The organism is Streptomyces sp. NPDC005784, assembly GCF_042871525.1.
Lineage (GTDB): Bacteria > Actinomycetota > Actinomycetes > Streptomycetales > Streptomycetaceae > Streptomyces.
In genome coordinates this window covers 262,350-284,551 of record NZ_JBIAIQ010000006.1, presented here as the reverse complement: position 1 = coordinate 284,551, position 22,202 = coordinate 262,350, and the positions used below count along the sequence as shown (strand labels likewise).

At 72.3% G+C, this 22,202-nt stretch carries 17 protein-coding genes; 14 read left to right on the top strand and 3 right to left on the bottom strand.

What is annotated here, in order from left to right:
- The first annotated feature begins 71 nt into the window (after positions 1–71).
- Together lepA and ACFYR3_RS13710 are read left to right on the top strand one after the other, a co-directional pair.
- Positions 72–1,940, top strand: coding sequence for a translation elongation factor 4 (gene lepA, locus ACFYR3_RS13715; RefSeq protein WP_389282924.1), 1,869 nt, complete (start codon positions 72–74; stop codon positions 1,938–1,940).
- Positions 1,941–2,152: 212 nt separating this feature from the next.
- Positions 2,153–4,021, top strand: coding sequence for an AMP-dependent synthetase/ligase (locus tag ACFYR3_RS13710; RefSeq protein ID WP_355845712.1), 1,869 nt, complete (start codon positions 2,153–2,155; stop codon positions 4,019–4,021).
- 138 nt (positions 4,022–4,159) lie between these two features.
- Here ACFYR3_RS13710 and ACFYR3_RS13705 read toward each other — a convergent pair whose 3' ends face one another.
- Positions 4,160–4,525: a hypothetical protein gene (locus tag ACFYR3_RS13705; protein ID WP_389282922.1), complete on the bottom strand. Its 366-nt coding sequence runs from the start codon at positions 4,523–4,525 to the stop codon at positions 4,160–4,162.
- A 121-nt stretch (positions 4,526–4,646) separates the two neighbouring features.
- Between ACFYR3_RS13705 and ACFYR3_RS13700 the strand changes: the two genes are divergently transcribed.
- Together ACFYR3_RS13700 and hemW are read left to right on the top strand one after the other, a co-directional pair.
- Positions 4,647–6,875 (top strand): SpoIIE family protein phosphatase, encoded by a 2,229-nt coding sequence (locus ACFYR3_RS13700; RefSeq protein WP_355845706.1) that lies wholly within the window; start codon positions 4,647–4,649, stop codon positions 6,873–6,875.
- A 545-nt stretch (positions 6,876–7,420) separates the two neighbouring features.
- On the top strand, positions 7,421–8,653 hold the full coding sequence (hemW, locus tag ACFYR3_RS13695; protein ID WP_356781293.1) for a radical SAM family heme chaperone HemW: 1,233 nt from the start codon (positions 7,421–7,423) through the stop codon (positions 8,651–8,653).
- Between the two features lie 365 nt (positions 8,654–9,018).
- Here hemW and ACFYR3_RS13690 read toward each other — a convergent pair whose 3' ends face one another.
- Both ACFYR3_RS13690 and ACFYR3_RS13685 read right to left on the bottom strand, forming a co-directional pair.
- The gene (locus tag ACFYR3_RS13690) at positions 9,019–9,825 is read right to left on the bottom strand and encodes a DUF3097 domain-containing protein (protein ID WP_389282919.1); all 807 of its coding nucleotides are present in this window, start codon (positions 9,823–9,825) and stop codon (positions 9,019–9,021) included.
- Positions 9,826–9,856: 31 nt separating this feature from the next.
- On the bottom strand, positions 9,857–10,657 hold the full coding sequence (locus ACFYR3_RS13685) for an MBL fold metallo-hydrolase (RefSeq protein WP_389282918.1): 801 nt from the start codon (positions 10,655–10,657) through the stop codon (positions 9,857–9,859).
- A 178-nt stretch (positions 10,658–10,835) separates the two neighbouring features.
- Between ACFYR3_RS13685 and hrcA the strand changes: the two genes are divergently transcribed.
- The 10 genes from hrcA (at position 10,836) to ACFYR3_RS13635 (ending at position 22,147) form a co-directional block, all read left to right on the top strand.
- On the top strand, positions 10,836–11,852 hold the full coding sequence (gene hrcA / locus ACFYR3_RS13680) for a heat-inducible transcriptional repressor HrcA (protein ID WP_355845697.1): 1,017 nt from the start codon (positions 10,836–10,838) through the stop codon (positions 11,850–11,852).
- The gene (gene dnaJ, locus ACFYR3_RS13675; protein ID WP_355845694.1) at positions 11,853–12,989 is read left to right on the top strand and encodes a molecular chaperone DnaJ; all 1,137 of its coding nucleotides are present in this window, start codon (positions 11,853–11,855) and stop codon (positions 12,987–12,989) included.
- Between the two features lie 112 nt (positions 12,990–13,101).
- The gene (locus ACFYR3_RS13670) at positions 13,102–14,196 is read left to right on the top strand and encodes a nitronate monooxygenase (protein WP_355845691.1); all 1,095 of its coding nucleotides are present in this window, start codon (positions 13,102–13,104) and stop codon (positions 14,194–14,196) included.
- Positions 14,193–14,942, top strand: coding sequence for a 16S rRNA (uracil(1498)-N(3))-methyltransferase (locus tag ACFYR3_RS13665; RefSeq protein WP_389282915.1), 750 nt, complete (start codon positions 14,193–14,195; stop codon positions 14,940–14,942). The genes ACFYR3_RS13670 and ACFYR3_RS13665 overlap by 4 nt, the downstream gene beginning before the upstream one ends.
- Before the next feature lie 51 nt (positions 14,943–14,993).
- A complete protein-coding gene (locus ACFYR3_RS13660; protein WP_355845685.1) occupies positions 14,994–15,386 on the top strand; it encodes a VOC family protein in 393 nt (130 codons plus the stop codon).
- Positions 15,387–15,532: 146 nt separating this feature from the next.
- Positions 15,533–16,099, top strand: coding sequence for a hypothetical protein (locus tag ACFYR3_RS13655; protein ID WP_389282913.1), 567 nt, complete (start codon positions 15,533–15,535; stop codon positions 16,097–16,099).
- 73 nt (positions 16,100–16,172) lie between these two features.
- Positions 16,173–19,421, top strand: coding sequence for a S41 family peptidase (locus ACFYR3_RS13650; RefSeq protein ID WP_389282911.1), 3,249 nt, complete (start codon positions 16,173–16,175; stop codon positions 19,419–19,421).
- A 105-nt stretch (positions 19,422–19,526) separates the two neighbouring features.
- Positions 19,527–19,904, top strand: a complete 378-nt coding sequence (locus tag ACFYR3_RS13645) for a histidine triad nucleotide-binding protein (protein WP_389282909.1) — start codon at positions 19,527–19,529, stop codon at positions 19,902–19,904.
- A 6-nt stretch (positions 19,905–19,910) separates the two neighbouring features.
- Positions 19,911–20,816 (top strand): ribonuclease Z, encoded by a 906-nt coding sequence (locus ACFYR3_RS13640; protein ID WP_389282907.1) that lies wholly within the window; start codon positions 19,911–19,913, stop codon positions 20,814–20,816.
- Positions 20,817–21,154: 338 nt separating this feature from the next.
- Positions 21,155–22,147, top strand: a complete 993-nt coding sequence (locus ACFYR3_RS13635; protein ID WP_355845673.1) for an adenosine deaminase — start codon at positions 21,155–21,157, stop codon at positions 22,145–22,147.
- Positions 22,148–22,202: the final 55 nt, after the last annotated feature.

Sequence of the window (22,202 nt, the reverse complement as noted above, 5' to 3'; positions counted from 1 at the left end):
CGCGTGGGACCATGGAACCTACGTATCGATCCGACCCGAGGCGACAGGCGCCTCAAGAGACAGGACCCTGCGTGCCCGCGACCCCTAACAATGTGCCCGAGCCGAGCCGTACCGCCCCGGCTCTGATCCGCAATTTCTGCATCATCGCGCACATCGACCACGGCAAGTCCACGCTCGCCGACCGCATGCTCCAGCTCACCGGGGTGGTCGACGCGCGGCAGATGCGTGCTCAGTACCTCGACCGTATGGACATCGAGCGCGAGCGCGGCATCACGATCAAGTCCCAGGCGGTCCGGCTGCCCTGGGCGTCGACCGAGGATCCGGGCAAGACCCACATCCTCAACATGATCGACACCCCCGGGCACGTCGACTTCACGTACGAGGTGTCCCGGTCGCTCGCGGCCTGTGAGGGCACGGTCCTGCTCGTCGACGCGGCCCAGGGCATCGAGGCCCAGACTCTCGCCAACCTCTACCTGGCGATGGAGAACGACCTCAAGATCATCCCCGTACTGAACAAGATCGACCTGCCGGCCGCCCAGCCGGAGAAGTTCTCCGAGGAGCTCGCCAACCTCATCGGCTGCGACCCCGAGGACGTTCTCAAGGTCTCCGCCAAGACCGGCCTGGGTGTCGAGGCGCTGCTGGACAAGGTCGTTGCCGAGATCCCCGCCCCGGTCGGCGTCCAGGACGCCCCCGCCCGCGCGATGATCTTCGACTCGGTCTACGACTCCTACCGCGGTGTCGTGACGTACGTGCGTGTCATCGACGGGCAGCTCAACAAGCGCGAGCGCATCCGGATGATGTCCACCGGCGCCACGCACGAGCTGCTGGAGATCGGGGTCTCGGCCCCGGAGATGAAGGCGGCCGACGGGCTCGGTGTCGGTGAGGTGGGGTACATCATCACCGGCGTGAAGGACGTCCGCCAGTCCAAGGTCGGTGACACGATCACCACCCTGCACAAGGGCGCGACCGAGGCGCTCGGCGGGTACAAGGACCCCAAGCCCATGGTCTTCTCGGGCCTGTATCCGCTGGACGGGTCCGACTACCCCGAGCTCCGCGACGCCCTGGACAAGCTCCAGCTCAACGACGCCGCGCTGGTGTACGAGCCGGAGACGTCGGCGGCGCTGGGCTTCGGCTTCCGCGTCGGATTCCTCGGGCTGCTGCACCTCGACGTGATCCGTGAGCGGCTCGAGCGCGAGTTCGGGCTCGACCTGATCGCGACCGCGCCGAACGTGGTCTACCGCGTCGAGATGGAGGACCGCAGCGAGCACATCGTCACCAACCCGAGCGAGTTCCCCGAGGGCAAGATCGACAAGGTCTACGAGCCTGTCGTGCGGGCGACCATCCTCGCGCCCTCGGAGTTCATCGGCGCGATCATGGAGCTGTGCCAGACCCGGCGCGGCACCCTGCTCGGCATGGACTACCTCTCCGAGGACCGGGTCGAGATCCGCTACACGCTGCCCCTCGCGGAGATCGTCTTCGACTTCTTCGACCAGCTGAAGTCCAAGACCCGCGGCTACGCCTCGCTGGACTACGAGCCCACCGGCGAGCAGACCTCCAGCCTGGTCAAGGTCGACATCCTGCTGCACGGCGACAAGGTCGACGCCTTCTCGGCGGTCACGCACAAGGACGCGGCGTACGCGTACGGGGTCCGGCTGGTCGCCAAGCTGCGCGAGCTGATCCCGCGGCAGGCCTTCGAGGTGCCCATCCAGGCTGCCATCGGCTCCCGGGTCATCGCCCGCGAGACCATCCGCGCCATCCGCAAGGACGTCCTCGCCAAGTGCTACGGCGGTGACATCTCGCGTAAGCGGAAGCTGCTGGAGAAGCAGAAGGAAGGCAAGAAGCGGATGAAGATGGTGGGCTCTGTGGAGGTTCCGCAAGAGGCCTTCATCGCCGTGCTGTCCAGCGACGACAGCGGCCCCGCGGCCAAGGGCAAGAAGTAGCCGCTCCGATTGCCGCAATTCAGGGCCTGTCGCGCTTCGGCGCGGCGGGCCCTGTGCTTGTCTGCGGGGTGTGTCCTGGAGGAAGAGACGGGCCGTCGCCTCTTACGCACCGGCCGGACGCGCTCTAGTCTGATCTCGCTCGGTAGTTACTCGCGAGTTAAACAACAGCCGCAATTGAGCCAGCCGCACTGCCGCGGGCCCCGGAGGATGTCGTGAGCGACACACAGACCTTGATCGAGAACCGTCCGCCGTCCGTCGCGGCCCTCTTCCTGGAGCGCGTGGCGGCCACACCCGACGCCGAGGCATACCGCTACCCGGTACCGGCCCCGGGCGGCCCGGACGAGTGGAAGTCGCTGACCTGGGCGCAGTCCGCCGAGCGGGTCTACGCCATCGCGGCCGGACTGATCGAACTCGGCGTGGAGCCGGAGCAGCGCGTCGCGCTCGCCTCCTCTACCCGGGTCGAGTGGATCCTGGCCGACCTCGGCATCCTCTGCGCGGGCGCGGCCACCACGACCGTGTACCCGCAGACCAACGCCGAGGAGTCGGCGTTCATCCTCTCCGACTCCGCGAGCAGGGTCCTCATCGCGGAGGACGCCGCCCAGCTCGCCAAGGCCCGGGAGAAGCGCGCGGAGCTTCCCGAGCTCACCCGGGTCGTCGTCATCGACCCGGAGGGCGTGGAGGCCGACGACTGGGTCCTCACGCTCACCGAGCTGGAGGCGCGCGGCACCGCGTACCTGGAGAAGCACCCCGAGCTGATCAAGGAGCGCGTCGGCGCGATCACCGCCGACCAGCTCGCGACCCTCATCTACACCTCCGGTACCACGGGCCGCCCCAAGGGCGTCCGGCTGCCGCAGGACAACTGGTCGTACATGGCGAAGGCGATCGCCGCGACCGGCCTGGTCGGCCAGGACGACGTCCAGTACCTGTGGCTGCCGCTCGCGCACGTCTTCGGCAAGGTCCTCACCTCCGGCCAGATCGAGGTCGGGCACGTCACCGCCGTCGACGGCCGCGTGGACAAGATCATCGAGAATCTGCCGGTGGTGCGGCCGACGTACATGGCGGCCGTGCCGCGCATCTTCGAGAAGGTCTACAACGGGGTCGCGGCCAAGGCACGGGCCGGCGGCGGCGCCAAGTACAAGATCTTCCAGTGGGCCGCCGGGGTCTCCCGCGAGTACGCGAAGGCCAGCCAGGACAACTTCCGCCGTACCGGCTCGGCCTCCGTGCCCTTCGCGCTCGGCGCCAAGCACAAGGTCGCCGACGCGCTCGTCTTCGCAAAGATCCGTGAGGCCTTCGGCGGCAACCTGCGCGCCTGTGTCTCCGGCTCGGCCGCGCTCGCGCCGGAGATCGGTTACTTCTTCGCCGGCGCCGGCATCCACATCCTGGAGGGCTACGGACTCACCGAGTCCTCCGCCGCCTCCTTCGTGAACCCGGGCGAGGCCTACCGCACCGGCACGGTCGGCAAGCCGCTGCCCGGCACCGAGGTGCGCATCGCGGACGACGGCGAGATCCTGCTGCGCGGCCCCGGCATCATGGAGGGCTACCACGGGCTGCCCGAGAAGACCGCCGAGGTCCTCGAGGCGGACGGCTGGTTCCACACGGGTGACATCGGTGAGCTGTCCCCCGATGGCTACCTCCGCATCACCGACCGCAAGAAGGACCTCATCAAGACCTCGGGCGGCAAGTACATCTCGCCCGCCGAGGTCGAGGGCCAGTTCAAGGCCGTCTGCCCGTACGTCTCCAACATCCTCGTGCACGGCGCCGACCGGAACTTCTGCACCGCGCTCATCGCCCTGGACGAGCCGTCCATCCTGGATTGGGCGAAGGACAACGGCCTGGCGGGCAAGTCGTACGCCGAGGTCGTCGCGGCGCCCGCCACGGTCGCCCTCGTCGAGGGCTACGTGAAGGAGCTCAACGCGGGCCTCCAGCGCTGGCAGACCATCAAGAAGTTCCGCCTGCTGCCCCGCGACCTGGACGTCGAGCACGGCGAGATCACCCCGAGCCTCAAGCTGAAGCGCCCGGTCGTCGAGCGGGAGTACAAGCACCTGATCGACGAGATGTACGCGGGCAGCCGCGAGGCATAGCCCTCGGCCCCCGGTTCGTACGGGGGCGGTGGCGCGCAGGACCTCTCCGCGATCGAGCGGTGGAACGCCCTCGCGCCCCTGCCCCCGGCGCTGCTCCTGTGCGCTCCCGTACGCGGATGGAGCCCTGGCCGGGCCGGCTCACCAGGACGATGTCCCGCGCCCGGCCCGACAGCCCGGACGCCATCGTGTTGACCCCTCGGCGATGTCCCGCCAACTCCCGGACAGCCGCGTCACCTCGGCCCGCCCGCCCGCCGGACGCTCGTCGAGCGCCCGTGCCGGGCTGTCGGCTCCGTGCGGACCGCTCCACGCCGGAGTCGAGCGGGAGCTCCGGTCCATGGTCTGGTTGGTCTGGTTGGTCCGGTTGAACACCGCGCCGAGTTCGGCGACCGGTCCATGACCTGCCTCGGGCGCCCTGCCGAAGTCGCCGTCCCGCGCCGCGGTCATCGCGGCGAGCAGCGGACGCGGATCGGATGCTCGAATCTGTCCGTCTTCGAGCACATCCATACCACTGTTCTCATTCATGGCGGCCCACTTCGGTGACTCGGTGCTTATGAGTGCCGCCGGTCTGTCACCCTGGCCGCATCGTGCGAGGTGTATTCGTCCGAACTGCCCAGGGAGCCGCACAGTGGGGGCCATTCCGACGCAACGGGAGTCCATGGCGTGCGCCCCGGACGCGCCCGCCCACCACCGCGCCGGCCGGGACGTCGTGTCACGTACATCACTGCCGGGCACTCCGCTCGCCCCCGGAGCCGCCCGCCGTTTCCTCCGTGACACGCTCGTGAGCTGGGTCGAACTGGCCATGCCCGGCGCCGAGATCATCGACGACCGGCTCACCGAGGACGCCGCCGTGGTGGTCAGCGAACTCGTCACCAACGCCGTCGTGCACGCGGGCACCGACGTCGAGCTGCTGTGCCGCCTGGAGTGCGCGGCCGACGGCCCGCCGGGCCCGCTGGTCGTCGAGGTGTCCGACCACCACCCCTCGCGTGCCATACGGGAGGACGGCACCGAACCCCCCTACGGAACACCGGAGTACGGGCGTGGCCTGCGCCTCGTCTCCGCACTCTCCGAGGCCTGGGGGATCACCTACCGTCCGGGCGTCAAGACGGTGTGGTCGAGGCTGCTGGTCGACGGGGGCGCCGGCGCGCCGTCCGGGGCGGACGTCTTCGCGGACGCGGGCGACCTGCGCCGGTCGGGCGGATCGGCGGATTCCGAACTTCTTCCCGGAACCGGCGGGTTCGCGGACACCCACGGTGTCCCCGTGCCGGGTGGGTTCGCGGACGCCGACGCCCTTTCCGGATCGGGCTGCTTCGCCGAGGCCGACGACCACCTTCCCGCACCGGGAGGGCTCACAGATGCCGACGGGCTCCGGGGACCGGGCGGGTTCGCGGACGCCGAGGGGCTCGCGGGCACGGGGGACGGGGCGGTGAGGGCCGGGGCCGGCGCGTACGGCGAGGGGTGGGCCCCGGGGTACGGGCGGCCCGGGGCCGGCGGCGAGTCGTATCCGGCGACATCCGCCTCCGGGGCGCCCCGGAGCGCCGCGCGGGGTCACGAGTGGCTCGACCGGGGAGCCCTCTCCTTTCTCGCCGAGGCCTCCGACCTGCTCGCCGGGCAGCTCGACGAGGACCTGGTCGCCGCGCTGGCCGGGCAACTCCTCGTCCCGCGCCTCGCCGACTGGTGCGCCGTGTGGCTCGAGGACGAGGCCACCGACCGGGCGGGCGGTCTCGGACTCGCCCTCGGCCCCCGCCTCGCCCGCGTCTGGCACGGCAGCGAGAACATCATCGAGGGACTGCGCGACTCCCTGGAGAAGGACCCGCCGCGGCTGCCCGACGCGGTGCGGTCCCGTCCCGTCCCGGTGCCCTGGCCGGGCGAGGCACTGGGCGCGCGCGGGGCGAGCGGGGCGGCGCTGGCGTACCGGCTGATCGCGGGCGGCCGTCCGCTGGGCACGCTCGTCATCGGGCGGGCCGGACTGCCCGCCTTCCCCGACGAGGTCACCGGGCTCGTCGAGGATCTCAGCCGCCGGATCGCCCTCGCCATCGGCGCGGCCCGCCAGTACGCGCGCCAGGCCACCATCAGCCGGGTCCTTCAGCGCGGACTGCTGCCGGGCGCGGTCGCCGAGATTCCCGGGGTGCGGACCGCCCTCGTCTACGAGCCGCTCGACAAGGGCGGTCCGAGCGGCGACTTCTACGATGTGTTCCCGGCCGGCGACGGACGCTGGTGCTTCGCCGTCGGCGACGTCCAGGGCAAGGGCCCCGAGGCCGCCGTCGTGATCGGTCTGGCCCGGCCCTGGCTGCGGCTGCTCGCCCGCGAGGGCTACGACGTCGCGGATGTCCTCGACCGCCTCAACCAGCTCCTCCTGGACGACGCGACGGAGGTCGCGGACGCGGCGGCCCGCGCGCTGGTGGCGGCGGGCGGACCCGGGCTCGGCACCGACCTCGGCCCGCAGACGCGCTTCCTCTCCATGCTCTACGGCGAGTTGGTCCCCTTCGACGGCGGAGTGCGCTGCACCCTGGCCTCGGCGGGACATCCGCTGCCGCTGCTGCTGGGCCCCGACGGCGACGTACGGGAGATGGCCCGGCCGCAGACCCTGCTCGGCGTCTTCGAGGACCCCGAGTACACCGCCGAGTCCTTCGAGCTGTACCCCGGCGACACCCTGCTGTGCGTCACCGACGGTGTGACGGAGCGGCGCGACGGGTCCCGCCAGTTCGACGACGACGACGGTCTCGCGCACGCCCTCGCGGGCTGTGCCGGCCTGAACGCCGAGCTGATCGCGGAACGGATCCGCGGGCTGGTCCACGAGTTCGGCACGCGCCCGCCGGAGGACGACATGGCCCTGCTGGTGCTACAGGCCGAGTAGCCATCGCGTGCCCGCACCTCGGCGTGCCCGCACCTCGCTGTCCCCGCGTGCCCGCACCTCGGCGTGCCCGCACCGCGCTGTCCCCGCGTGCCCGCACCTACGGCGTCCCCGCGTCCCCGCGTGCCCGCACCTCGCTGTACCCGGCGGTCCGCAGCCCGTCCCTTGGGCGCCCTGCGCCTAGCCGGTCCGGGGCCGGTGCGGGCCGCTGCCCGATCGGTCCGACGGGGCAGCGGCCCGGCCACGGGTCCGGGCATGGAACGGCCGGGTCCGGCCACGGGTCGGGGCGCGGGTCGGCCGGGTCCGGGCATGGGACGGCCGGGTCCGGGCTCGGGTCGGCTTGGTCGGGGCGCGGGACGGATCGGGCCGGGCACGGGATGGATCGGGCCGGGCACGGGTCGGCACGGGCGGGCCGAGTCCGGGTACGGGTCGGCCGGGTCCGGGTACGGGATGGACCGGGCCGGGCACGGGCGGGCCGGGTACGGGCTCGGGTCGGGCCGGGTACGGGGCGGAATCGTGCACCTCGCCCGTACTGGACAATGGAAGGCATGCCTTCCGCACTTCCCGACGGTGAGCCCGTCCCCGATGACGGGGCGCTGCCCGCGCACGCCTTGGCCGGGGCGGCCGACCGGCCCCTCGGGTTCTACCTCCATGTGCCGTACTGCGCGACCCGCTGCGGCTACTGCGACTTCAACACCTACACGGCGACCGAGCTGCGGGGCAGCGGTGGGGTGCTCGCCTCCCGCGACAACTACGCGGACACCCTGACCGACGAGGTCCGCCTCGCCCGCAAGGTCCTCGGCGACGACCCCCGCCCCGTCCGCACGGTCTTCGTCGGAGGCGGTACGCCCACGCTGCTGGCCGCCGGCGATCTCGTACGGATGCTGGGGGCGATCCGCGACGAGTTCGGGCTCGCGGACGACGCGGAGATCACGACGGAGGCGAACCCGGAGTCCGTCGACCCGGAGTACCTCGCGACGCTGCGCGCCGGCGGCTTCAACCGGATCTCCTTCGGCATGCAGAGCGCCCGGCAGCACGTCCTGAAGGTGCTCGACCGCACGCACACCCCGGGCCGCCCCGAGGCCTGTGTCGCCGAGGCCCGCGCGGCCGGCTTCGCACATGTGAACCTGGATCTGATCTACGGCACACCGGGGGAGTCGGACGACGACTGGCGGGCATCGCTCGAAGCGGCTCTCGGCGCCGGTCCCGACCACATCTCGGCGTACGCGCTCATCGTCGAGGAGGGCACGCAGCTCGCGCGCCGCATCCGCCGCGGCGAGGTCCCCATGACGGACGACGACGTGCACGCGGACCGCTATCTCATCGCGGACGAGGTGATGTCGGCGGCGGGCTTCGACTGGTACGAGGTGTCGAACTGGGCCACCTCCGAGGCAGGCCGCTGCCTGCACAACGAGCTCTACTGGCGGGGCGCCGACTGGTGGGGCGCGGGCCCCGGCGCGCACAGCCACGTGGGCGGTGTTCGCTGGTGGAACGTGAAACATCCGGGGGCGTACGCGGCCGCGCTGGCCTCGGGCCGCTCGCCGGGCGCGGGGCGTGAGCTCCTCTCCGACGAGGACCGCCGGGTCGAGCGGATCCTCCTCGAACTGCGACTGCGCGAGGGCTGCCCGCTCTCCCTGCTCCGCCCCGACGGGCTGGCGGCCTCCCGCCGCGCCCTGTCCGAAGGGCTCCTCGAAGCCGGTCCGTACGACGCCGGGCGCGCCGTTCTCACCCTGCGCGGGCGACTGCTGGCGGACGCGGTCGTCCGGGATCTGGTGGACTGAACACCGCCGGCCCGCCAGTTTCCGGCACACCATGGACGCCGGCCCGCCCGCTCCCGGCACACCATGACGCCGGGCTGCCGGGCTGCCGGGCTGCCGGGCTGCCGGTCGGTCGGGCTGCCGGGCGGTCGGCGCCGAACGCCGGCCCGGCGGTGAGCGCATGCCGCCCCTGCAGCGGCGCCCCCGGCTCCGGCCTCCCGCGATTTGGCTGCCTGGCTCCGGCACCCCGGCTCCGGCCTCCGCTCTCCGGCACCCCGGCTCCGGCCTCCGCTCTCCAGCTCCCCGGCTCCGGGCCCCGCGCTCAGGCCCCGGCTCCCGCTCCGGCGGCTCCGGCGGCTCCGGCAGCTCTGGCGGGTCCGGAGCACCCGTCACTCCGGCGCGGTGACGAAGTCGATCAGTTCCTCCACCCGGCCCAGGAGTTCCGGCTCCAGGTCCTTGTAGGAGTGGACCCGGGACAGGATGTGCCGCCAGGCCGCGCCGGTGTTCTCCGGCCAGCCCAGGGCCCGGCACACGCCCGTCTTCCAGTCCTGGCCGCGCGGGACCCGGGGCCAGCCCGGGATGCCCACGGAGGGCGGCTTCACGGCCTCCCAGACGTCGATGTACGGGTGGCCGAGCACCAGGGCGTGCTCGCTCGTGACCGCCTCGGCGATCCGGGACTCCTTCGAACCCTGGACCAGGTGGTCGACGAGGACGCCGAGCCGGGCGTCCGGGCCCGGGTCGAACGCGGCGACGATCGCAGGGAGGTCGTCGACGCCCTCCAGGTACTCCACCACGACGCCCTCGATGCGCAGATCGTCGCCCCAGACCCGCTCGACCAGTTCGGCGTCGTGGCGGCCCTCGACGTAGATGCGTCCGGCCCGCGCCACCCGGGCGCGGGCGCCGGGCACCGCCACCGAGCCGGACGCCGTACGGCTGGGGCGTACGGGCGCCGCGGCCGTCGGGCGCACCAGCGTCACCGCCCTGCCCTCCAGGAGGAAGCCGCGCGGCTCCAGCGGGAACACCCGGTGCTTGCCGAAGCGGTCCTCCAGGGTCACCGTGCCCGCCTCGCAGCGGATCACCGCGCCGCAGAAGCCGGTGCCGGGCTCCTCGACCACCAGACCCGGGTCCGCCGGGACCTCGGGCACGTGCTCGGGCTTCTTCCACGGCGGGGTCAGGTCCGGAGAGTACTGGCGCATTCGGATGACGATAGGAGAAACCCGGCGGTGATCACCGCGACACGCCGGAACCCGCCGCGCCGGAACCCGCCGTGCCGGAACCCGTCGCGCTGGAACCCGTTGCGCTGGAACCCGCCGCGCCGAAACGCGCGGCCAGGGCGTCCCGCTGGGCGCGTACGAACCCGGCGTCCACGACCGCCCCGTGACCGGGCACGTACAGCGCGTCCTCGCCGCCGAGGCCGAGCAGCCGGTCGAGGGCCGCGGGCCAGCGTGAAGGCACGGCGTCGGGGCCCGCCTGCGGCTCGCCGGACTCCTCGACCAGGTCGCCGCAGAACACCACCGCCGGGTCTCCCGGCACGACGACCACGAGGTCGTGGGCGGTGTGGCCCTCACCCGTCCGCACCAGCCGGACCTCGATGCCGCCGTCCAGGTCCACGATCGACGTACCCGACACGGGCCGCCGGGGACGCACGAGGGTGTCGGCCGCCTCCTCCGCCGCCCGCGGGTCGAGACCGTTGCGCACCGCGTCCGCGCACAGCTCCCCGCGACCGTTCTCGTACACCTCGGCCGAGCCGCCCGCGACGAGGATCTCCGTGCCCGCGAACGCCGCGGCGCCGAAGACATGGTCGAAATGCGGGTGGGTGAGCGCGAGATGGGTCACACGGTGCCCGGTCAGAGTCTGCGCCTCCCGGCGCAACCGCGCGCCCTCCGCGAGGCTCGATCCCGCGTCGATCATCAGCGCCGCGCCCTCGCCGACGACGAGCCCGACCGTGCAGTCCCAGTCCGGAAGTCGCCGCCGCCCGACCCGGGGCGCCACCCTTTCCCACCCCAGCTCTTCCCAAGTCAGCCTCATGCGGCGACGCTAACGGTGACCGGGTGCCGTGCACGACATCGCAGGCCCGCCCTTGCCGGGGTCGTGCCTCACCGCCGTACACTGGGCCGGGGAACGCTGGCACTCCCGTGTGCCGAGTGCCAGACGAAAGCCACGAAGGCCACGAAGACCACCGAGTCGACTTCTGGAGGTGTGCGCGATGCTCAGTGAACGCAGGCTCGAGGTGCTCCGCGCCATCGTCCAGGACTATGTCGGCACCGAGGAACCGGTCGGTTCCAAGGCGCTCACCGAGCGGCACCGGCTGGGCGTCTCGCCCGCGACCGTCCGCAACGACATGGCCGCCCTGGAGGACGAGGGCTACATCGCCCAGCCGCACACGAGCGCCGGGCGCATCCCCACGGACAAGGGATACCGGCTCTTCGTCGACAAGCTCGCCGGCGTCAAGCCGATGACCGCGCCCGAGCGACGGGCCATCCAGAACTTCCTGGACGGCGCCGTCGACCTCGACGACGTCGTCGGCCGGACCGTGCGGCTGCTCGCGCAGCTCACCCGGCAGGTCGCGGTCGTGCAGTACCCCTCGCTGACCCGCTCGACCGTGCGCCATGTGGAGCTGCTGTCACTCGCCCCCGCGCGGGTGATGCTCGTGCTGATCACGGACACCGGCCGGGTCGAGCAGCGCATGATCAACAGTCCGGCACCGTTCGGTGAGACGTCACTGGCGGATCTGCGGGCCCGGCTCAACAGCCGGGTCGCGGGCCGCCCCTTCGCGGACGTCCCGCAGCTCGTCCAGGACCTCCCGGACGCCTTCGAGTCGGAGGACCGGGGTACGGTCTCGACGGTGCTCTCCACACTGCTGGAGACACTCGTCGAGGAGACCGAGGAGCGGCTGATGATCGGCGGTACCGCCAATCTCACGCGATTCGGACATGACTTCCCTCTCACCATCCGGCCGGTGCTCGAAGCACTGGAGGAGCAGGTAGTGCTCCTCAAGTTGCTTGGAGAGGCCGGGGATTCGAGCATGACCGTGCGAATCGGGCACGAGAACGCGTATGAGGGACTCAACTCCACGTCCGTGGTCTCGGTCGGCTACGGTTCGGGCGGCGAGGCAGTAGCCAAACTCGGCGTGGTCGGCCCGACCCGCATGGATTACCCAGGAACGATGGGAGCGGTACGAGCGGTGGCACGGTACGTCGGACAGATCCTGGCGGAGTCTTAAGTGGCCACGGACTACTACGCCGTACTCGGCGTGCGCCGCGACGCGTCCCAGGACGAGATCAAGAAGGCGTTCCGGAGGCTCGCTCGCGAGCTGCACCCGGACGTCAATCCCGATCCGAAGACGCAGGAGCGGTTCAAAGAGATCAACGCCGCGTACGAGGTGTTGTCGGACCCGCAGAAGAAGCAGGTCTACGACCTCGGTGGCGACCCGCTGTCCCAGCAGGGCGGCGGTGGCGCCGGCGGCTTCGGCGCGGGTGGCTTCGGGAACTTCTCGGACATCATGGACGCCTTCTTCGGCACGGCGTCGCAGCGCGGACCGCGCTCGCGCACCCGCCGGGGCCAGGACGCCATGATCCGGCTGGAGATCGAGCTCGACGAGGCGGCCTTCGGCACCACGAAGGACATCCAGGTCGACACGGCCGTCGTCTGCGCCACCTGCAACGGCGAAGGCGCAGCGCCCGGGACCTCCGCGCAGACCTGTGACATGTGCCGCGGTCGCGGCGAGGTGTCCCAGGTGACGCGGTCGTTCCTCGGCCAGGTCATGACCTCACGGCCGTGTCCGCAGTGCCAGGGCTTCGGCACCGTGGTCCCGACCCCGTGCCACGAGTGCGCGGGCGACGGCCGGGTCCGGTCCCGTCGCACCCTCACGGTCAAGATCCCGGCCGGTGTCGACAACGGCACGCGGATCCAGCTCGCGGGCGAGGGCGAGGTCGGCCCCGGCGGCGGCCCCGCCGGCGACCTGTACGTCGAGATCCACGAGCTGCCGCACTCGACCTTCCAGCGGCGCGGCGACGACCTGCACTGCACGGTCACCCTCCCGATGACGGCGGCGTCCCTCGGCACCAAGGTGCCACTGGAGACGCTCGACGGCATGGAGGAGGTCGACATCCGTCCGGGCACACAGTCCGGCCAGTCGATCCCGTTGCACGGCCGGGGTGTCACCCACCTGCGCGGTGGCGGCCGTGGTGACCTCGTCGTGCACGTCGAGGTCACCACGCCGACCAAGCTCGACGCGGAGCAGGAGCGGGTGCTGCGCGAGCTCGCCATACTGCGCGGCGAGGAGCGGCCCACCGGTCAGTTCCAGCCCGGCCAGCAGGGGCTCTTCTCCCGGCTGAAGGACGCCTTCAACGGCCGCTGACCCAGGCCGGACGCGGGGTGGCCGTGCCACCCCGCGCCCGACCACTCCGGCGCCCCATCCCGGGCGGACGGCCGGATTCGGACTTGTCCTGGGGACGTGACAACATGCCGTCATGTCCTCCGCGCTGACCGATCTCTTCCCTCACCCGATCGTGCAGGCCCCCATGGCGGGCGGCGTCTCCGTCCCCCAGCTCGCGGCCGCCGTGTCCGAGGCCGGCGGGCTCGGATTCCTCGCCGCCGGGTACAAGACCGCCGACGGCATGTACCAGGAGATCAAGCAGCTGCGCGGGCTGACCGGCCGTCCCTTCGGCGTCAACCTGTTCATGCCGCAGCCGGAGTACGCGGATGCCGCCGCGGTCGAGGTGTACGCCCACCAGCTCGCGGGTGAGGCCGCCTGGTACGAGACCGAGCTCGGCGATCCGGACAGCGGCCGCGACGACGGCTACGACGCCAAGCTCGCCGTCCTCCTCGACAACCCGGTGGCGGCGGTCTCCTTCCACTTCGGCATCCCGAGCAAGGACGTGCTGGACTCGCTGCGCCGCGCCGGCACCCTCACCCTGGTCACCGCCACCACCGCCGAGGAGGCCCGCAACGTGCAGCGGGCCGGCGCCGACGCGGTCATCGTGCAGGGCATCGAGGCCGGCGGACACCAGGGCACCCACCGCGACAACCCGGAGACGGACGGCACGGGCGTCGGTCTGCTCTCCCTGGTCGCCCAGGTCCGCGAGACCGTGCGGATCCCGGTCGTCGCGGCCGGCGGCATCATGCGCGGCAGCCAGATCGCCGCAGTCCTCGCCGAGGGCGCGGACGCGGCCCAGCTGGGCACCGCCTTCCTCGCCACCCCCGAGTCCGGCGCGAGCGCCGTGCACAAACAGGCGCTGACCGACCCCCTCTTCGTCCGCACGGAGCTGACGCGCGCCTTCTCCGGGCGCCCGGCGCGCGGGCTGGCCAACCGCTTCATGCGCGAGCACGGCCCGTACGCCCCCGCCGCCTATCCCGAGATCCATCACCTCACCCTGCCGCTGCGCAAGGCGGCCGCCAAGGCGGGCGACGCGCAGGGCATGGCGCTGTGGGCGGGACAGGGCCACCGCATGGCGCGCGACCTGCCCGCCGGGCAGCTGGTGGAGGTACTGAACGCAGAGATCGCGGCCGCCAAGACAGCGTTGTCGGCCGCCGACGAGATCCCGGAAGAGGGTGCGGCCCGATGACGGCACCGGTGTTCCTGGTCGAGCACTTCAAGGCGGGCGACGCAGGACGCTATGTCCTCGACGGCCCCGAGGGGCGGCACGCCGTCTCCGTGAAGCGGCTGCGGGCCGGCGAGGACGTCGTACTCACCGACGGGGCCGGTCGCTGGGCGGACTGCGTGGTCCTCGACACCGAGGGCAAGGACCGGCTGATCGTGCGGATGGACTCGGTGTCCGAGGAAGAGGCGGAGGAACCGCACATCACGGTCGTCCAGGCCCTGCCCAAGGGCGACCGGGGCGAGCTGGCCGTCGAGACCATGACCGAGACCGGCGTCGACGCGATCGTCCCCTGGGCCGCCTCCCGCTGCATCACGCAGTGGAAGGGCGACCGGGGTCCGAAGGCGCTCGCCAAGTGGCGCGCCACCGCCCGGGAGGCCGGCAAGCAGTCCCGCCGGGTGCGCTTCCCGGAGGTCGCGGACGCGATGACGACCAAGCAGGTTGCCGCACTTCTCGCCAAAGCCGATCTCGCCGCCGTACTCCACGAGGACACCGAACTCGGCACCGAGCCGTTCGCGACCGCCGCGCTGCCCGGCTCCGGGGCGATCGTCCTGGTGGTCGGCCCCGAGGGCGGGATCTCCCCCGAAGAGGTCGCACTCTTCACCGAGGCCGGCGCGAAGACGTTCCACCTGGGGCGCACGGTGCTGCGTACCTCGACGGCCGGGACCGTGGCCACGGCACTGCTGCTGGCCCGCACCGGCCGCTGGTCCTGACCCCACCACCCGCCGGTCCGAACCATCACCCGCACATCCACCGGGGAATCCATGGAACTCGCTCAGGTACGGCTGCTCGTCTCCGACTTCGCCGCCTGCTACCGCTTCTACTCCGAAGTCCTCGGCCTCAGGCCCCAGTCGGGCGCGGCCGAGGGCCCGTACGAGAAGTTCAGTCCCGTCGCCGGATCGGCGGGCATCGCCCTCCAGGACCGCTCGATGATGGCCGAGATCCTGGGGGAGCTCGGTGACGTGGTGACCGGACACCGGTCGCTGGTGGTGCTGCGGGTGGACGACCTCGACACCTACTGCGAGCAGGTCGTCTCGCGCGGCGCGACCCTGCTGCACGGCCCGGCGCACATGACGGACCGTATGCGAGTCGCCCACCTCAAGGACCCCGAGGGCAACCTGGTGGAACTCCAGGAGTGGCAGTTGCTGCTCGGCTGACGAGCGGCCCGTGCCCGCCCGCGCGGGCGACGGAGAACTCCTTCGCCGCCCGACCCCCGGGGGCGGGCAACTCCTTCGGGTGGTTGTGCCCCGGATGGCCGCATGCGGTCTACCGCGCCGCGCCGTGCGGTGGCACGCTGCCGTCCATGGGGGCTTTGAGGCATATCAGGCGCCGGACGGGGCGCGGGCGGGCACTGATGGCCGTCGGGCTGGGCGCGGCCGGAGTGTTCGGAGTGACCGCGTGCCAGCCGGTGGACGGACTCAGCACCGCCACCGTGGCCTACACGACCGATAAGACGGCGACCAAGCAACTCGAACGACAGCACGTGGACGTGCGCTGGCTCACCTGCACCGCCCGCTACGGCAATGCCAACAAGGCCTACACGCCCGGGAAGTCGCCGTCGCCGACCGAGAACACCGTGGCGACCGTCGACTGCCGGGGCCAGACCAGCGACGGCCGGGCCATCGTCGTCAAGGGCAAGGTCACCCGGGCCGTCAACGGCGCCTGCGTACGCGGCGACCTGCGCGCCACCGTCGGCGGCAAGCAGTGGTTCCACGTGAACGGCCTGGGCGACTGCAACGCCGCGGGCCCCACCCCGCCGGTCACCTACCACCCCACGAACGGGCAGCCCAACCCCACCGTCACCGTCACCGTGACGAAGACCATGTGGTGCAAGGGCGACCCCACCTGCTGGCCCTCACAGGGCAAGTGACCTGCCGGACCGTACACCGATCAAGTGATCCAAACCCCTGTCGGGGCGCGCGTCCGCTGCATAGGGTGACCGGGTGACTGAGTCCGCACCCTCCGCGTATCTCCGGTTTCCGCATCTGCACGGCGAGTTGGTCGTCTTCACGGCCGAGGACGACATCTGGGCCGCCTCCCTCGACGGTGGCGGCCGCGCCTGGCGGGTCAGCGCCGACAACGTACCGGTCAACCATCCGCGGGTCTCCCCGGACGGCACGACCGTCGCCTGGACGTCGACGCGTGACGGAGCCCCCGAGGTCCACACCGCCTCCCTGTCCGGCGGGCCCGCCAAACGGCTGACGTACTGGGGCAGTTCGAAGACCCAGGTACGCGGCTGGACCCCCGACGGACAGGTACTCGCCCTCAGTACCCAGGGCCAGGCCAGCCTGCGCCGCACCTGGGCACGGTCCGTCCCGCTCGACGGCGGCCCCGCGACGACCCTGCCGTACGGCCCCGTCGGCGATGTCGCCCACGGCACGCCCGGCGTCGTCCTGCTGTCCGCCCCGATGGGGCGCGAGGCCGCCTGGTGGAAGCGCTACCGGGGCGGCACGGCGGGCAAGCTGTGGATCGACCGGGACGGCGACGGCGAGTTCGTCCGGCTGCACGAGGACATCGACGGGAACCTCGAATACCCCTTCTGGGTGGGCGAACGGATCGCCTTCCTGTCGGACCACGAGGACGTCGGGGCCCTGTACTCCTCCCTCGCCGACGGAACCGACCTGCGGCGCCACACCCCCCATGGGGGCACCTCCCGCTCGAGCGAAGCCGAGAGTGGGGGATCCTTCTACGCCCGCCACGCGGCCACCGACGGCACCCGCGTGGTGTACTCCTCCGCCGGTGAACTGTGGCTCCTCGACGACCTCGACGGCGCCGCCCCGCGCCGGCTGGACATCCGGCTCGGCGGCCAGCGCGTCGACCAGCAGCCGCACCCCGTGAGCGCCTCGCGCTGGTTCTCCGCCGCCGCTCCCGACCACACCGGACGCGGCAGCGCCATCTCCGTGCGCGGCGCCGTCCACTGGGTCACCCACCGCTCCGGACCGGCCCGCGCGCTCGCCGCCGAGCAGGGCGTCCGCGCCCGGCTGCCCCGCACCTTCCGCGCCGAGGGCGAGGAACACGTGGTGTGGGTGACCGACGCGGAGGGCGACGACGCCCTCGAATTCGCCCCCGCCACCGGCGTCGCCCCCGGAGCCACCCCGCGACGGCTCGCCGCCGGCGCCCTCGGCCGGGTCCTCGGCCTCGCCATGGCACCCGACGGAAGCCGCGCCGCCGTCGCCTCGCACGACGGGCGCGTGCTGCTCGTCGAGCGCGAGAGCGGCGAGGTCCGCGAGGTCGACCGCAGCGACGACGGCGACGTCACCGGCCTCGTCTTCTCGCCCGACTCGGCGTGGCTCGCCTGGTCGCACCCCGGGCCGCGCCCGCTGCGCCAGCTCAAGCTCGCCAACACCACCGACCTGTCGGTGACCGAGGCGACCCCGCTGCGCTTCCGGGACTACGCACCGGCGTTCACCCTCGACGGCAAGCACCTCGCCTTCCTGTCGGCACGCGCCTTCGACCCCGTCTACGACGAGCACGTCTTCGACCTGGCGTTCGTCGGCGGCTCCCGGCCGTATCTGATCACCCTGGCCGCGACGACCCCGTCCCCCTTCGGACCGCAGCGCCACGGCAGGCCCTTCGAGGCCCCCGACAAGGACGAGACACCCGACAGCGAGGGCACCCCCAGCACCCGTATCGACCTGGACGGACTCGCCGACCGGATCGTGCCCTTCCCCGTCGAGGCCGCCCGCTACTCGACGCTGCGCGCCGCCAAGGACGGGCTGCTGTGGCTGCGCCATCCGGTACGGGGCGTGCTCGGCTCCTCCCGCGCCACTCCGGACGACCCGGACCCGAAGACCGAACTGGAGCGGTACGACCTCGCCCAGCAGCGCATCGAGCACCTCGCCGCCGACGCCGACCACTTCACCGTCACCGGCGACGGCAAGCGGGTCCTGCTGTGGACCGACGGCAAGCTCAAGGTCGTGCCCAGCGACCGGCGCGCCTCGAACGACGACGAGAGCGACACGAACATCACCGTCGACCTGTCGCGGGTGCGCCAGATCGTCGACCCGGCCGCCGAATGGCGCCAGATGTACGACGAGACGGGCCGCCTCATGCGGGACAACTTCTGGCGTCCCGACCTGGGCGGCGTCGACTGGGACGCGATCCTCGACCGGTACCGGCCGGTCCTGGAACGGGTCGCCACCCACGACGACCTCGTCGACCTGCTGTGGGAGGTGCAGGGCGAACTCGGCACCTCGCACGCGTACGTCACCCCGCGCGGCGGACACCGCGGCGGCGACCTCGCCCAGGGGCTCCTCGGGGCGGACATCTCCCGCCACGAGGACGGCAGTTGGCGCATCGACCGGATCCTCCCCTCGGAGACCTCCGACCCGGACGCGCGGGCCCCGCTCGCCGCGCCCGGCGTCGCGGTGCGCGCCGGGGACGCGATCGTCGCCGTGGCCGGCCGGCCGGTGGACCCGGTGGCCGGACCCGCACCCCTGCTCGTCGGCACGGCGGGCAAACCGGTCGAGCTGACCATCTCGCCCTCCGGCGGCGGAGATCCGCGCCACGCGGTCGTCGTACCGCTCGCCGACGAGGAGCCGCTGCGCTACCACGCGTGGGTCGCCGACCGGCGCGCCTACGTCCACGAGCGGTCCGGCGGACGCCTCGGCTATCTGCACGTGCCGGACATGGTCGGCTCCGGGTGGGCGCAGCTCCACCGCGACCTGCGGATCGAGGTGGCCCGCGAGGGCCTCGTCGTGGACGTCCGCGAGAACCGCGGCGGCCACACCTCCCAGCTCGTGGTGGAGAAGCTCGCCCGGCGGATCGTCGGCTGGGACCTGCCCCGGGGCCTGCGCCCCTACAGCTACCCGGAGGACGCGCCGCGCGGCCCCGTCGTCGCCGTCGCCAACGAGTTCTCCGGATCCGACGGCGACATCGTCAACGCGGCGATCAAGGCGCTGGGCATCGGACCCGTGGTCGGCACCCGCACCTGGGGCGGCGTCATCGGTATCGACAGCCGCTACCGCCTCGTCGACGGCACCTCCGTCACCCAGCCCAAGTACGCCTTCTGGCTGGAGGGTTACGAGTGGAGCGTCGAGAACCACGGCGTCGATCCCGACGTCGAGGTCGTCCAGGCACCGCAGGACCACGCGGCCGGCCGCGACACCCAGCTCGACGAGGCGGTCAGGATCGCGCTGGCCGCGCTGGAGGAGAACCCGGCGAAGACCGCGCCCGTACTGCCGCCGCTGTGACCCGGCGCGGGCGGCTCGCGGGCGGGCGGCGACGCGAGCCGCCCGCGAGCCGTCCGCCCGCTAGCATGCGGAGGTAATGATCGGCTGGCGTGAGGAGGCACACGCATGGCGCAGGAGCCGAGGCGGGACGACGGCGGGGGACCGCAGGACGACTGCCTGTTCTGCAAGATCGTGGCGGGGCACATTCCGGCGACGCTGGTGCGCGAGAGCGACACGACCGTGGCGTTCCGCGACATCAACCCGCAGGCACCGACCCACATCCTGCTCATTCCCAGGGTGCACTACCCGGACGCGGCCACCCTGGCCGCCGCCGAACCCGCCGTCGCCGCGGACCTGTTGCGCGCGGCGGGCGAGATCGCGGGCGAGGAGAAGCTGGAGAGCTACCGCATCGTGTTCAACACGGGCAGCGGTGCCGGACAGACCGTCTTCCACGCGCACGCCCACCTCCTGGGCGGCCGTGGCATGCAGTGGCCGCCGGGATAACCCGCCTTGTCCGCACGTGAACTGGTGGTCCTCGGCACCGCCAGCCAGGTCCCGACCCGGCACCGCAACCACAACGGCTACCTGCTCCGCTGGGACGGCGAGGGTCTCCTCTTCGACCCCGGTGAGGGCACCCAGCGCCAGATGCTGCGTGCCGGGGTCGCCGCGCACGACCTGCACCGCATCTGCGTCACCCATTTCCACGGCGACCACGCGCTCGGACTGGGCGGGGTGATCCAGCGCATCAACCTCGACCGCGTACCGCACGAGGTGACCGCGCACTATCCGCTCTCCGGACAGCACTTCTTCGAGCGGCTCCGGTACGCCACCGCCTACTGCGAGACCGCCCGGCTGACCGAGGCGCCGGTCGAGGACGACGGTGTCCTCGCGACGACCCCCGCGTACACCCTGGAGGCCCGCAGGCTCTCCCACCCCGTCGAGTCCTTCGGGTACCGGCTGGTCGAACCGGACGGGCGGCGGATGCTGCCGGAGCGGCTCGCCGAGCACGGGATCAAGGGGTCCGACGTCGGGGAGCTGCAACGGGAGGGCTCGCTGCGGGGCGTGACGCTGGACGACGTCAGCGAGATGCGGCGCGGACAGCGGTTCGCGTTCGTCATGGACACCCGGCTGTGCGAGGGCGTGGACGCGCTCGCCGAGGACTGCGACCTGCTGGTCATCGAGTCGACCTTCCTCGACGGGGACCATCAACTCGCGGCTGACCACGGGCATCTGACGGCAGGTCAGGCGGGCCGGGTGGCCAAGGAGGCGGGCGTACGGCATCTCGTGCTCACCCACTTCAGCCAGCGTTACTCCGATCCCGCGGAGTTCGAGCGCGAGGCCCGCGCGGCGGGGTTCGACGGGGAGCTGACGGTGGCGCACGACCTGGTGAGAGTGCCGGTCCCGAAGCGACGGTGAGGACAGGGCGGACCCGGGGTCGGCTTCGGGTCCGGCGCAGGGTCCGTGACGTCGGCGTCGGCGTCGGCGTCGACGCCGGTGCCGGGGCGTCCGGGTGCCGGCGTCGGTGTGCTGGCGTCGCGGTGCCGGGGTGTCGGGGTGTCGAGGTGTCGGCGTCGGTGTGCTGGTGTCGCCGTGCCGGGGTGCCGGGGCGTCGAGGTGTCGAGGTGCCGGGGCGTTCCGGCACCGGCATCCGGGTACCGGGGGTGTCCCGGTACCGGCGTCCCGGTGCCGGAGTGTCCCGGTTCCGGGAAGGTGCCGGTTTCGATAGGCCCGGGAATCGACCGTACGATGCTGCGATGTCCCTCCCCAAGGCTGAACTGCACCTCCACATCGAAGGCACCCTCGAACCCGAGCTGGCCTTCGCGCTCGCCGCGCGCAACGACGTCACGCTGCCGTACGCGGACACCGAAGAGCTGCGCAAGGCGTATCTCTTCGACGACCTCCAGACGTTCCTGAACCTGTACTACGAGCTCATGGCCGTCCTGCGGACGGAAGCGGACTTCGCCGACCTGGCCGACGCCTACCTCGCGCGGGCCGCCGCGCAGGGCGTGCGGCACGCGGAGATCTTCTTCGACCCGCAGGCGCACATCGCCCGGGGCGTGCCGATGGGGACGGTCGTCGAGGGGCTGTGGCGCGCGCTCGGACGCAGCGAGGAGACCCACGGCGTCTCCACCCAGCTGATCATGTGCTTCCTGCGCGACGAGTCCGCCGAGTCCGCCATGGAAACCCTTCAGGCCGCGAAGCCCTACCTCGACCGGATCGTCGGCATAGGCCTCGACTCCGCCGAGGTCGGCCACCCGCCCGTCAAGTTCCGCGCGGTGTACGAGGCCGCCGCGGAGCTCGGTCTGCGCCGCGTCGCGCACGCCGGCGAAGAAGGCCCGCCCGCGTACATCACCGAAGCCCTCGACATCCTCGGCGTCGAGCGCGTCGACCACGGGCTGCGCTGCATGGAGGACCCCGAGCTCGTCGAACGGCTGGTCCGGGAGCGCGTGCCGCTGACCCTGTGCCCGCTGTCGAACGTACGGCTGCGCGCCGTCGACGTCCTGGCGGAGCACCCGCTGCCCGCCATGATGGACGCCGGACTGCTGTGCACGGTCAACTCCGACGACCCCGCCTACTTCGGCGGCTACGTCGGCGACAACTTCCACGCGGTGCGCGAGGCCCTCGGTCTCGGCGAGGAGCGGCTGCGGGAGCTGGCGCGCAACTCGTTCGAGGCGTCCTTCCTGGAGCACGACGAGGAGCGCCGGGCGCGCTACATCGCCGAGGTCGAGGCGTACGAGTTCGGGTAGCCGGGCGAGCGACTGCCCGTCCGCCAGTCCGCACGGTTGGACGGTTGGACGGGCG